The 10,789-nt window shown below is 51.4% G+C and carries 9 protein-coding genes; 2 read left to right on the forward strand and 7 right to left on the reverse strand.

What is annotated here, in order from left to right; genetic code table 11:
• Window positions 1-89: 89 nt before the first annotated feature.
• Window positions 90-1,835 carry an ABC transporter ATP-binding protein gene (locus IEY24_RS25550; RefSeq protein ID WP_188937742.1) on the forward strand — a complete coding sequence of 582 codons (1,746 nt, stop codon included), beginning with the start codon at window positions 90-92 and terminating at the stop codon, window positions 1,833-1,835.
• Window positions 1,819-3,576 carry an ABC transporter ATP-binding protein gene (locus tag IEY24_RS25555; RefSeq protein ID WP_188937743.1) on the forward strand — a complete coding sequence of 586 codons (1,758 nt, stop codon included), beginning with the start codon at window positions 1,819-1,821 and terminating at the stop codon, window positions 3,574-3,576. Before IEY24_RS25550 ends, IEY24_RS25555 begins: the two co-directional genes overlap by 17 nt.
• On the opposite strand, the gene IEY24_RS25560 is transcribed toward IEY24_RS25555, so the two are convergent.
• From IEY24_RS25560 to IEY24_RS25590, 7 genes are all read right to left on the reverse strand, one after another.
• Entirely contained in the window at window positions 3,573-4,166 is a 594-nt protein-coding gene (locus tag IEY24_RS25560; protein ID WP_188937744.1) for a GNAT family N-acetyltransferase, read from the reverse strand. The genes IEY24_RS25555 and IEY24_RS25560 overlap by 4 nt on opposite strands.
• Window positions 4,166-4,333 (reverse strand): hypothetical protein, encoded by a 168-nt coding sequence (locus tag IEY24_RS25565; protein ID WP_188937745.1) that lies wholly within the window; start codon window positions 4,331-4,333, stop codon window positions 4,166-4,168. Before IEY24_RS25565 ends, IEY24_RS25560 begins: the two co-directional genes overlap by 1 nt.
• 127 nt (window positions 4,334-4,460) lie before the next feature.
• On the reverse strand, window positions 4,461-5,744 hold the full coding sequence (locus IEY24_RS25570) for a condensation domain-containing protein (RefSeq protein ID WP_229223138.1): 1,284 nt from the start codon (window positions 5,742-5,744) through the stop codon (window positions 4,461-4,463).
• Between the two features lies 1 nt (window position 5,745).
• On the reverse strand, window positions 5,746-7,026 hold the full coding sequence (locus IEY24_RS25575; RefSeq protein ID WP_188937747.1) for a condensation domain-containing protein: 1,281 nt from the start codon (window positions 7,024-7,026) through the stop codon (window positions 5,746-5,748).
• Window positions 7,023-8,333 (reverse strand): condensation domain-containing protein, encoded by a 1,311-nt coding sequence (locus tag IEY24_RS25580; protein WP_188937748.1) that lies wholly within the window; start codon window positions 8,331-8,333, stop codon window positions 7,023-7,025. The genes IEY24_RS25575 and IEY24_RS25580 overlap by 4 nt, the downstream gene beginning before the upstream one ends.
• Before the next feature lie 3 nt (window positions 8,334-8,336).
• Window positions 8,337-9,539 carry a glycosyltransferase gene (locus IEY24_RS25585; RefSeq protein WP_188937749.1) on the reverse strand — a complete coding sequence of 401 codons (1,203 nt, stop codon included), beginning with the start codon at window positions 9,537-9,539 and terminating at the stop codon, window positions 8,337-8,339.
• Window positions 9,532-10,740: a glycosyltransferase gene (locus IEY24_RS25590; RefSeq protein WP_188937751.1), complete on the reverse strand. Its 1,209-nt coding sequence runs from the start codon at window positions 10,738-10,740 to the stop codon at window positions 9,532-9,534. The genes IEY24_RS25585 and IEY24_RS25590 overlap by 8 nt, the downstream gene beginning before the upstream one ends.
• Between the last annotated feature and the right edge of the window lie 49 nt (window positions 10,741-10,789).

Below are 10,789 nucleotides of genomic sequence, written 5' to 3' on the forward strand. Positions count from 1 at the left end.
GGAATTTAACCAAAATTTAACCACGGTAACGGGCAGTGATTCAAAAATATACCTTGCTATATTTGCCGCCGTATTTAATCTAAACCCATATGTCTGAAAAAGCCAACCCCGGAAAGCCCAAACAGCCGGGCATATTCAGCTTACTGGCTCCATACAAGGCGTTGGTCTTCCTGCTTTTGCTGTTTGCAGTGCTGAGCAACGGTATCAACCTCTGGCTTCCCAAGCTGGTGGCCGACGGGATCGATGATTACACCCAGGGGCGTTTCGACCTGAACGTGACGCTAGTCGAGTTCACCGGCGCGGTGATTTTCATATTCGTATTTGCATACCTGCAAAGTATTATCCAGACCTACGCTTCCGAAAAAGTAGCCCGCGACTTGCGGACAAGGTTGTCGGACAAGATTTCAAAACAAAGTCACGCATTTATCGAACAAACCACTGCCGCGAAACTGCTTACCAACCTTACGGCCGACATCGATTCGATTAAAATGTTTGTGTCCCAGGCCATTGTCGCGATCGTCTCGTCGCTTTTCCTCATCATCGGGGCGAGTGTGTTGCTACTGAGCATCAATTGGAAACTGGCATTGACGGTCCTGGCGATCATTCCCATTATCGGGGGGATGTTTGCCTTTACTTTGAAGAAAGTCCGCACATTGTTCGTACAAAGCCGGGAGGTGATCGACTGGCTTAATAAGATCATTAACGAGAGCATTCTCGGCTCTGCATTGATACGGGTCGTGAATTCCCAGCAGCTTGAATATGTGAAATTCCTGGAAGCGAATACCAAAGCGAAGGGCTTCGGGCTTGCCATTCTGAGCCTTTTTGCAGGGCTTATTCCGGTGGTGACGTTTACGGCCAACGTTTCGATGCTGACGATCCTCGTGCTTGGCGGACATTTCGTGATCGAGGGCGATATGACCCTGGGCAGTTTCGCCGCATTCAACAGTTATCTCGGCATTCTTATTTTTCCAATTCTTGTCATCGGTTTTATGAGCAATGTGATCGCCCAGGCCACAGCTTCCTATCAGCGGATTTCGGCTGTTTTGAATGTTGCGGATCCGGTGGAGGCAGGTGCTTTTACCGCGTTGTTACTTGGTAATATCGCATTGGAGGAGGTAACTGTCCGTTACGGCGAAAAGCCGGCATTGAAAGATATTAGTCTGTCGGTAAATGCTGGTTCGCGGATTGCCGTGATCGGCCCGACAGCCGCGGGCAAAACGCAGTTGCTGTACCTGCTCACCGGGCTTATCCAGCCGCAGGAAGGCAGGGTTACCTTTGATGATCACCCGATCGATTATTACGACAGCGAGTCGTTTCACCGCCAGGTCGGCTTTGTTTTTCAGGATAGTATCATTTTCAATATGAGTATCCGCGAAAACATTGCATTCAGCACGACGGTAACGGACGAATCTTTGCAAAAAGCGATCGACACGGCAGAGCTGACGGCATTCATCGAAAGCTTGTCCGAAGGCCTGGATACCGTTGTTTCGGAGCGCGGTGCGAGCCTTTCCGGCGGGCAGAAGCAGCGTATTATGCTTGCGCGGGCACTGGCCATGAATCCGAAAATACTCCTGCTCGACGATTTTACAGCGAGGGTCGACAGTATGACCGAAAAGAAGATCCTGGCGAATGTGGAGCGGAACTACCCCGGCATTACATTGATTTCCGTGACGCAGAAAATAGCGGCCATCGAGCATTATGACCAGATTGTGGTACTGATGGAAGGCGAGCTGATCGGCTGCGGCACGCACGACGAGCTGATGCTGACAAGCCCCGAATACGTGCAGATTTTCAATTCGCAACAAAGCACCAGCAACTATGAACTACGATCTTAATAAAATTTCAGAAGAGCGGCAGAAAACCTCGACGCTGAAAGCGCTCAGAAAGTTGCTGGAACTGATTTCCCACGAACGCGGCAACCTGGCGCTGGCACTGGGCGCGATTGCGCTGAATACTACTGTGAACCTGGTCGGCCCGTACCTGATCGGCCGCGCGATCGACCGGTACGTGGTGACGAAACAGTTTCATGGGCTGCTCGTTTTCGGAGGTATTCTGCTCGTGATGTATCTGCTCGGACTTGCTACCGCCTATACCCAGACCAAACTGATGGGCGGGGTGGGGCAGCGGCTGCTGTTTACCCTCAGAAATGCCATTTTCAATAAATTGCAGCAGCTTCCGGTCGCGTTTTTTAACCAGAACAAGGCCGGTGACCTCATTTCGCGGGTCAATAACGACACCGATAAACTGAATCAGTTCTTTTCGCAATCGCTGATGCAATTTGTGGGGAGTATTTTTACGATGCTCGGTGCGGGGATTTTCTTAATGGTGATTAATGTAAAACTGGGGTCGGCGGCATTGGCGCCTGCCGTTGTGATCCTGCTTTTTACGATCGTATTGTCGCCCTGGGTGAAGGCTACCAATGCCAAAAACCTCAAAAGTACCGGTGCGCTGAGTGCAGAAATACAGGAAAGCCTGAACAATTTCAAAGTGGTGATTGCTTTCAACCGCCGCGACTATTTCAGGCAGCGTTTCCAGTTGGCTAACCTGGAAAATTACCGCACGGCCATTCGCGCGGGCCTGGCGAACAACGTTTTCCTGCCTACGTATTCGTTATTTTCCAATATTGCCCAGCTCGTCGTGCTGACTTACGGAATCCATCTGATCAGCCTGGGCGAGTTCAGTGTAGGGCTGCTGGTGAGTTACCTGGCGTATGCGACCAATTTTTATAATCCGTTGCGTCAACTTGCGGCATTATGGGCCAGTTTTCAGGTTGCGATGGCCGGCTGGGACCGTGTTTCGCAGATCCTTGCATTGGAAACCGATCTCCTGCCCGAGCCGGAAACAACCCGTAAAACCGACGGCGCATTGCTGGAATTCCGCGACGTGCGGTTTGGTTACGACAGCCGTGAAATCCTGCATCAGGTCAATTTCAAACTAGAACGGGGCAAAACCTATGCATTGATCGGCCCGACCGGCGGCGGAAAAACCACCACGGCCTCGCTCATCGCGCGCCTGTACGACCCGCGCGAGGGCATTGTGCTGCTGGACGGGCGCGACATCCGCACCTATACGCCCGAAGAACGGAGCCGGAAGATCGGCTTTATTTTGCAGGAGCCGTTCCTTTTCTCCGGCACCATCCGTGAGAATATCCTCTACGGCAACGATCAATTAAAGGATTTTTCCCACGAAAAACTGGAAGAGGTGATCCGCAGCGCCAATCTGGGGGAAATACTGGCATTGTTTGAAGACGGCCTGGAAACAAAAGTCTCCGCAACCGGTGACACTGCGAGTTTGGGTCAAAAACAGCTCATCGCATTCATGCGTGCCGTCCTGCGCAGCCCCGAGTTGCTGATACTCGACGAAGCCACGGCCAACATCGATACCGTTACCGAAAAGCTGCTCGGCGATATTCTGAAACAGCTCCCGGAATCTACCACGCAAGTCATCATTGCCCACCGCCTCAACACCATCGAAAACGCCGACGAAATCTTCTTCGTCAACTCCGGCGAAGTAAACCGCGCCGGGTCATTGAGCGATGCAATGGGGATGTTGTTGAAAGGGAATAGGGCTAGTTAGGAGTGTTTTATAGCATTGATTTGCTGAATAAGTGGCATCAGGTCAAAATACATAGTCCTAAAACCATCGGCAGGAGGTAGAAGCTCGTCGGGGTTTGTAAAACGGAAGCCCAGTTTTGCATAAAATCCGGATGCATCGTACGGCTTTTCCGGCAAGTCGGCGTCGAATAATGCGTCCACAGTCATAAAGCGGATTCCGAGCCGCGGAACCAATTCTAATATGACATATTTCATCGCCCAGTCCATCAGCCTCCGGCCGGAACCTTTGGCCCGAGGATCAGCTGCCAACCAGCCAATCTTTACGGCCGGAAAAGTAGTATAGCGAACATCTTCATTGATGAGAATGGGTGCCCCCATTGTTAGTTTATCCGCCAGTAACGTAATGTATGCCGCAAGGCCTTCTTCACAGCTCACGAGCCAGCATTTGCTGGTGAAGCTTTTTAGCTCATTTCGAATTTTCTGACCTTTGATATAGGATACAAACTCACCCCGACCACAACGAAAACCAATCCCAACATCCGTTCGATCTGGATTGAATTCGGTGACATCGTGTTGTGAAAAATCTATCCCGGAGAATTTGGGATAGGGCATTACTTCTGCGCGTTTGATTTTTCCTTTTTGATCTGTTCGGTGATCCTGTGAATGGTGGCCCAGGCTTCTTCGTTGGCCAGGTAGCCGCCAGTTTTGATAGCTTGTGACAGCGCTTCTGCTTCACGTCCCACGACCGGTTTGGAAATGGTATCGCCTGAATATTTCATTTTGTGTAATGTTTAAATCAATGAATTTCAGCGAGCGGTGATCTGTTTGGATGGTCTAAATCAGAGCCGCATTGGAACGTGAGTTAGCAAAATTACAAATTAACCCGGATAATGAAAGAGAGATCTATTACACCTGTTGCGGAGCCGCAGTACGAGTGTCTTCCAAAAGCATCCACATCGCTTCCCGGCATATCTTTTCCGCGTCGATCATGGGCAGGAAACTTTCGTGGGAGCAGAAGGAAAAGTTCATTTTTCCTGCAAATGTGCTTACTACCAGTGTATTGGGGTTGCGCCAGGGAAACCCCACCGAGGGGCTGTGAATGGCTCCGACAATGAAATTGTTGTAGCGCGAAGGTATGTCCAGCACACCCATATTGGAGATGGTGATGTCGTGGCTGCCTGTTGTGGAGCGCATGTGCCTGAGCAATGCGTTGGTGGAACTGTGGAAATATTCGGTAATGAATAGCATCTCCGCCGCGTTGACGTTGTCGGCTTTTTCAACAAGTGCCTGTTTCAGTTGCCGTGCTTCCTGCCATAAGTCGTGTTGCGCCCCTTTCCTGCTAAGCGAAAGCTCTACAATGGGCGCGAATGCAAACAGATGATCATGGCCGACGCCCGGCAGGTAACGCCGTATGTCGACGGGGCTGATGACTTTGTTGCGCGACGTTTTTCCATTAACGGACTGATATGCGAGCAACAAGGCCGTGCATAATGCTGCCTGGACAGTCGTTTTTTCGGCCTTGCATTTTTTGATCAGCCCAGAGGTCGTTTCTTTGTCGAGGGTATGCGTAAGCAGATAATAGCTTCCCTCACGAGGCGCAGGTTTAGGATTCAAAATCGCGAAAAGGCCTCTTGCGAGCGATGAAAACAGCTTGCCTTTCCAATGTATCATCCGGCTCTCGCGGATGGAAGCGGGAACCAGCGCGTCGACCGATTGAAAACCTTCATAAGGTTCCAGGTTCATTTCCGGATCGTCGAGGAGCAGCAATAGTTCGCGCATGAGCGTTACGAATCCGGAACCATCGCAAACGCAGTGCGGGCATACCAGCAACAGATCGGAAACGGTTTCGGATCGGAGCCATACCAGCCGCGCGGCCGGTTCTGTGGTTAGGTCGAACGGCCTTTCCCATTCCAGCAGACTTACTTCTTCCCAATGAACGTCGGATGTCCGCTCGATAATGTCGATTGGTATCGACGAAATGGATGAGTTGGTAACAAATACAGGGATATTTGTCCTGCTCCACGCTACATTTGTGCGCAATAACGGATGCCGGTTTTGAATTTTTGCAAGCGCGGATGTGATCTGCTGTTCGGAAAAATGTCCTTCAACCGAAGCCGCAAAGACGCAGTTGACGGGTACAAGTCCATCGGCATACATGATCCGTTCTCCGACAATCATTGGTCTGTTCATTTCAATCCTGGATAGTAACGGGTTTAGCTTCCAATAAATGCTTTCTCAGCAGGGCCATGGCAGTACCGATAATGAATTCGCCATCCTGCCTGGTTATATATTGTTCTTCGGAGTGAAACGCGAAGTCCATCCGGCCGCCGAATGTCGATACCGAAACTTTCGAAGGATTCCCCATCGGAAATCGTGAAAACGGGCTGTACACTTCCCTGACCCTGATTTGTCCGTAAGTTTCGTTCAACGGAATGCGGCCGATATTGGCGAATGCGAAATCGTGGCCACCTCTACCAGCTTTGGCATATTTACTGGTCCGGGAATATAATGGCAGCAGGTATTCGCTGAAAAACAGTAGCTTAGGTGCGTTTGTTTTCGCTAATTGCTTGTACAAACTCTCCTTCACGGCGATTGTCTGGGCACGAAAGCCGGTACTGTCTTTCGGTGTTTTCAATCCGGCCATGGATGGAAACGCGAACAGGTGATCCTTGCCGATCTGGGGTAAGAACCTGCGCATATCGACGGACGAAAACATTTGCCCACTCGTACGCACATTACGAGCGCGCCCAAATGCACGCATGAAGACTAGAATTAATGCGGCATTGAGGTTGATATCTTCTTTCCTGCATGCAGAGAGCAATGTGGCCGTTTCTGTTTCGCTGAGTTTCCAGCGGATTGTGTAAAACCGGTCTTTTTGGGCTGCCTTCATCCAGGCTACCCCCCAAAGGAAGAGGCGGGTAACAACGGCCAGCGACCTTCCGGCCAGGCGGTTGAGTTGGCTTTGCCGCATTTCGGCAGGAACAAGCGCTTCCGGGCAGAAAGGAGCATAGGGATGCAGCGTGGTGCCGGGCTCAGCGAGGCATTCGAGTAGTTCCCGCATGAGGGTGATAATGGAGGTGGCGTCGCCGATGCAATGGTGGCAAACGATCAGCAGTTCGGAGACCTGCTCAGAGCGGAGCCATACGAGTCGCGCCAATGGGGTATTGTTTGCATTGAAAGGTGTGCTCCATTCGGCTTCTGCTTCTGCCAGCCAATCGTCGTCCGACTGCCTTTCAATCATGCGGTATGGAATGGGTTCTATCAATTCCTGCGTGACGTACGACGGAATGCCGTCGGTTCCGGTTTCTACGGTTACACGCAGGAAAGGGTGTTTTTGTTGGATTTTCTGCAATGCATTCCTTACGGCACTTTCCTCAAAGAAACCCTCGACTTTCACCGGAAACACGACGTTCACCGGCGTATCCGCGCCAGCGTACATGGAGGCTTCCAGAAAAACCATCCTTCTTTTCATAGGCGTACGGAATCTGGTATGAATACGGTTTCAAAGAGGATTTCCATTGCTTTTTCCCGGATTTGCATGGCGGTTGCCCGTTGCATAAATTCCTGGTTTGATACGAATGAAAAATCCATCTGGCCTTTGAAAGTGGTGGTAATGATCGTATTAGGGTTCGCAAACGGCCCTATTACCGTCGGGCTGTAAATCGTTTCGACTGTGAAATGCCGGAATTGGGCAGGAATATCGAGTTTACCCATATTGGAAAACATAAAATCGTTGCCCACCTTGGCGTAGGTCAAAAAGCGGCGCAGCTTATGGACGGAGCGATGCGAAGCTTCCATGATCATGGTAAACTCATAAGGGTCCAGCCTGGCCATCTGCTTGGAAACGTGGATTTGCAGTGTTTTTGCTTTTTCCCAAAAACTGTTTCCGAAAGCTTGTTTGAGGCCGATATTCAAAGCTAACCCATACGAAAAAAGCATATCACGCTTCACTTCGGGCATATAGCGGCGGATATCCACCGGGCAGGTAGCCTTGCCATGCGCGCCTGGGCCATTTATTGCTTTGAAAGCTTCCATTAATGCCAGCCCGATGGCCGTATTGACCGTGACGCCTTCCTTTTTACACTGTCTAAAAAGCGCTTTTGACTGTTCCGAACCTAGCTTCCAGTTGACTAGGTAATCACCCGTGCGCGGGCCGCCCGAACGCGGGCCGGATTTCCTTTTGGTGGAAATAAACAATGAGCCCAGCGATAGCCCCGCATGTACCAACGCAGCCGAAAACTTTGCTTTGAAGCGGTTGCGGCGGTTGTGCAATAATTCGGCCGGGATCAGGTCGCGGATGTTTCGAAACGCCGGTGCTTTGCCGATTTCCGCCTGAAGGTCGTCGAGTAAGGTCAAAAGATCATTGAGCAATGCTACACCCGAACCACCGTCGCACATGCAGTGGTGGAAGGCCATAATGAGGTCGGAAACTTCGGCCGAGCGGATCCAGGTAATACGCAGCAGCGGGCCATTTTTGATATCAAACGATGTTCCCAGCTCACGGACTGTTTCGCGGTTCCAGTCGTCGTCATCCGCCCGTTCCACAATTCTGAGTGGAATATCCGGCCGGGAAGGTGGTGTGTGAAAAAAAGGTAGCCCCGTAGCATCAATACCGATGGCCGTGCGCAGCATCGCATACTTTTCCTGCAAACGGGCAAGCGCGGTGCGGAGTTGTCCTTGGTTGAGCTGCCCATTGATTTTTAGTGCATAAACCCCGTGAAAAGGCTCGCTACCATTGCCAAAAAGCACCCTTTCGAGGAAAAGCAGGTTTCGTTTCATCGGCTATGCATTTTCGGTTACACGGTTTGCCAGGGCGAAATTTTCGAGCAGTTCCACCGCCTTCGCATTGCCGCCAGCCGCATTGAAAGTGTCGCGGATATGCCGGGCCGCATTTCGGTATTTCGGGTTTTCGAGCAGTTCCCGCATCGCATTTTTTACATCGGCGACGCGCAGGCGTTTGTATCGTACCTTAATGCCGCAACCGGCATTTTCTATCAACGCGGCAGTATGGAAATGGTCGTATGCAATAGGGGTAATGAGCATCGGCAGGCCGTTCATGAACGAGTCGTTCACCGTGTTGAAGCCGCCATGGCAGATCACCGCATCCATTTTTGGAATAATATCGGCCTGTGGCACAAAGCCTTGCACAATGAAGTTTTCGGGCCATTCGTCGATCACCGATGGGTCGGTAGCCGCCACGATGGTAATCGGCTCGTTGCCGAATGCTTCGATGAGTTTCAGGAAAAACTCTTTTCTGATATCAACCAGCAAGGTGCCAAGCGATACGAATACCTTGGGCGTAGTAGCCCTTTCGAGTCGTTCCCAATCGAAAGGCGTTTCATTCGGGCGACCTTTAACCGGGCCTACAAACTTCATATGCGCTTCCGGCTCGGGAAATCCGGCAAACTCTTTGGAAGTGAACACGATATTCATCTGATGCGAATGGATCACAAACTCGTCCGTGTAAATGCCAAGTTCGCGTTGCAGGCCTTTGATGAGGTTCTGCTGCCATTCGAATATTTTGGGGGCCGAGTTGGCCGTGTCGCCCATGACATCCGGCGGTACGGGCGTGGTGGTCACGCACGGAATGCCTTTAAGATGGGCTACTAATGCCCCGGCAAAGGTAATGCAGTCGTTTACGATGACGTCCGGTTGGAAATCGTCGACAACACGTGCTACGCCAGGCACCATAATCCTCGCAAAAGGAATGTAAGTCTCTTCCAATGCAAGCTTCATTACCTCGGGCCCTGAAAGTGACGGGCCGTCGTCCTGGCGTTTCAGTATGCGTTCGATCTCGTCCTGATGCGGCGCGAGTTCCGCTTCGGGCAGCATGTAGCGCCCGCCTTCGGGAATGTGTTTGTCTGGGAGGGGGACCAGCCCCGTCCAGGCGACTTCATGGCCATGGGCAAGCAGGCTCGCGCCCACGCTGAGCGTAGGGCTGATGTGCCCGAAAAACGGAGGTACTACAAATAGAAATTTAGCCATTCTGGAAGACATTCTGGAAGACTTTGACTGGTATCTGGTCTAGCCACTTCGCCGCGGTGCCGGTACCGCCCGCACGCTCGAAAGAGCTTTGGATGCGCTGCGCCGCGATCCGGTAAGCCGGATCATTTAATATATCGTTGACCGCCTTTTTAAGGTGCGGAGCTTTAAACCGGTTGAAATTGAGCCTCACCCCGCACCCGTTCGCTACCACGCGCCCGGCTACGTGCGACTGGTCGTAAGCGATCGGCACCACTACCAGCGACAAGGCATTTGACAATGCCTCCGAGACGGTGTTGTGACCCGCATGGCACACGACGCCGTCGAGGTGCGGCAGTAATTCAAGCTGGGGCACACGTTGTTGTACCAAAAAATTGGAAGGCCACGTTTCGAACAAAGTGTCATCTGACACCACCACCACAAATATTTCCTCCCCGCCAAATGCATCAACCACTTTCGTAAAAAAGTCTTTTTTGAACTGATGATCGAATGTAGTACCGATAGAAATCAGGATTTTAGGGACGGTTTGACTCTTTAATTTTGCCCAATCAAAAGAAATATCGGCAACCCGATTGGCGATTACGGGCCCGGGAAAACGGTAATGGTCCGGAAGCTCCATTTCACCGAAAAATTCGCGTGACGTGAAAACGAGTGTGAGCAACTCCGAGGTAGCGAGCGATTTTTCGCCTTCAATGCCCAGTTCCCGTTGCAGGCCGATAATCTGCTTCACCTCCCATTCGTGGATTTTGGGTAAATCTTCCATCATTTTCACGGCTGCGGGAGCGGTTACCGATGTAGCGTAGGGAATATCGAGCAAATGCGCCGCCATACCGCCGGCAAAAACCTGGTGGTCGTTGATGACGACGTCGGGCTGCCAACTTTGCAGGATCTGCATCATACCGTCGAACATGTAGCGGTTCAATGGCACGAGTACTTCTTCGTACAGGAACTTGATGCTCTCGATGCCGTACACATTCTTTTTGGTGATAATGTCGAGGTATTCAGCATTGGCCTGCTTTTCGGAATCGGCCTGGTCGTAACGGATCACCAGCAGCTGGCCTCCCGCGGGTAATTTTGTCTGCAACTGCTCGTCCAGACTGATCCACGCCACCTCATGGCCCATTGCGAGAAGCTCCGCGCCAACGCTGAGCGTCGGGTTGATGTGGCCTGTTAGCGGCGGGACGATAAAAGCGAATTTTGACATCTATCTATCTATCTATCTATCTATCTATCTATCTATCTATCTATCTCGG

It is taken from the genome of Dyadobacter endophyticus, assembly GCF_014641595.1.
Lineage (GTDB): Bacteria > Bacteroidota > Bacteroidia > Cytophagales > Spirosomataceae > Dyadobacter > Dyadobacter endophyticus.